At 55.8% G+C, this 1,863-nt stretch carries 1 protein-coding gene; it reads left to right on the top strand.

Features of this window, described 5'->3' with window-relative positions; all coding sequences use genetic code 11:
• Positions 1-167: 167 nt before the first annotated feature.
• A complete protein-coding gene (locus C7402_RS46060) occupies positions 168-1,706 on the top strand; it encodes an IS3 family transposase (protein WP_116615300.1) in 1,539 nt (512 codons plus the stop codon).
• The last annotated feature ends 157 nt before the right edge of the window (positions 1,707-1,863 follow it).

Below are 1,863 nucleotides of genomic sequence, written 5' to 3'. Positions count from 1 at the left end.
CGTGAACTGCACCCCGTGAAAGACAAACCCTAAACCCCGCAAGGCGGACACTTGAACTTGGCCGGAAAGCGGACATCTGAAAATGGCTTTGACATTGTTGTAGGTCCCAAATAGAAATGTCGGGTTTGGGGGTGCGGCGGAATTCTTGGACTATCAGGAGCTAGTCCATGTATTCGTACGAAGACCGCATCCGGGCGGTCAAACTCTACTTGAAGCTTGGAAAGCGCCTTGCCGCGACGGTTCGGCAATTGGGCTATCCCACAACGAAGTCGCTCGAACGTTGGTATCACGTGTACGAGCGATGCCTGGATTTGCCGAGGCAACGTATCTGCTTGAGGCCGCGCTATTCGGCAGAACAAAAAAAGGCGGCCACAGACCACTATATGAGCCATGGCCAGTGTCTGGCAGCAATGACAAAGGCCCTGGGGTATCCGGGACGCGGGACGCTCGTCGCCTGGCTCGACGAGCTGCATCCTGAGCGAAAGAAACGTGTTCTCGGGAAGGCTTCAGGTATTCGGCATACACCAGAGCTCAGGCAGACAGCGGTCATCGATCTGTGCACTCGACGGGAAAGCGCCGAGGAAGTTGCCAAAAAGATTGGCGTGAGCCGCCCAACGTTGTACAACTGGAGAACTCGGTTACTCGGTCAGGAGGCTGTTTCAAACATGACACGCCGCAACGATCCGCCGCAGAGCTCCGAGAAAGCGACGCTGGAGCAGCAGGTCGAATCACTCCGACGTGACATCCGGAAGCTCCAGATCGAACACGACATCCTGAAGAAGGCCAACGAAATATTAAAAAAAGGCCTGGGCATCAACCCGCAACTCCTGACGAATCGGGAGAAGACGGCGCTGGTTGATGCCCTGAAACAGACTTACACGCTGCCGGAGCTTTTGGCTGGATTGGGGCTCGCCCGTAGCTCTTACTTCTATCACCGGGCGCGGATACAGACTGCCGACAAGTATGCTGGCGTACGCCGTGCCATCGCAGACATCTTTGAACTGAATCACCGCTGCTACGGATATCGCCGGGTGCGCGCGGCACTTGGCAGGCAGAAGGTCTTCATCTCGGAGAAGCTCGTTCGGCGCCTGATGAAGCAGGAGCAGCTAAGCGCGGCCACAACGAGGCGACGTCGATACGGTTCCTACGCTGGAGAAATAGGTCCGGCCCCGGAGAACCTTATCAACCGGGATTTCCGGGCCGCTGCACCGAATGAAAAGTGGCTCACAGACATCACGGAATTCCAGATTCCTGCCGGTAAAGTCTATCTGTCTCCGGTCATCGATTGCTTCGATGGGCTTGTGATCAGTTGGTCGATTGGTACGCGACCAGACGCCGAGCGTGTGAACACGATGCTCGATGCCGCCATCGAAGCAATCGGTAGTAGCAACAGCCGACCTGTGGTTCATTCAGATCGCGGTGCGCATTATCGCTGGCCAGGGTGGCTTACCCGGATACGCAAGGCCGGGCTGATTCGCTCAATGTCGCGCAAGGGCTGCTCGCCTGATAACGCGGCGTGCGAGGGCTTCTTTGGACGGCTGAAAACGGAACTGTTTTACTCTCGGGACTGGCAGACCGTCAGCACCGACCAGTTCATTGAGGTCGTTGACTCGTACATTCGCTGGTACAACGAGAAACGGATCAAGATCTCGCTTGGCGCACGCAGCCCGATTGAATATCGAGAGAGCCTCGGGCTGACGACATAAACCAGTCCAAGAATTCCGCCGCACCCCCAAACCCGACATTTCTATTTGGGACCTACAAATTATGTCATGGCCAGATAGAGATGTCTGGTCTCCGGCTCAATAGAAATGTCCGGTTTTAGTGAGGTTTGCTTCTGTCTTTCCCGGGTTTGATCTCCAT

It is taken from the genome of Paraburkholderia unamae (assembly GCF_003096875.1).
GTDB lineage: Bacteria > Pseudomonadota > Gammaproteobacteria > Burkholderiales > Burkholderiaceae > Paraburkholderia > Paraburkholderia unamae.
This window is presented reverse-complemented; position numbering and strand designations above follow the sequence as displayed.

Bases quoted from the DNA above. Each gene is read 5' to 3' on its own strand.
- C7402_RS46060 (WP_116615300.1), top strand. From the start codon at position 168: ATGTATTCGTACGAAGACCGCATCCGGGCGGTCAAACTCTACTTGAAG.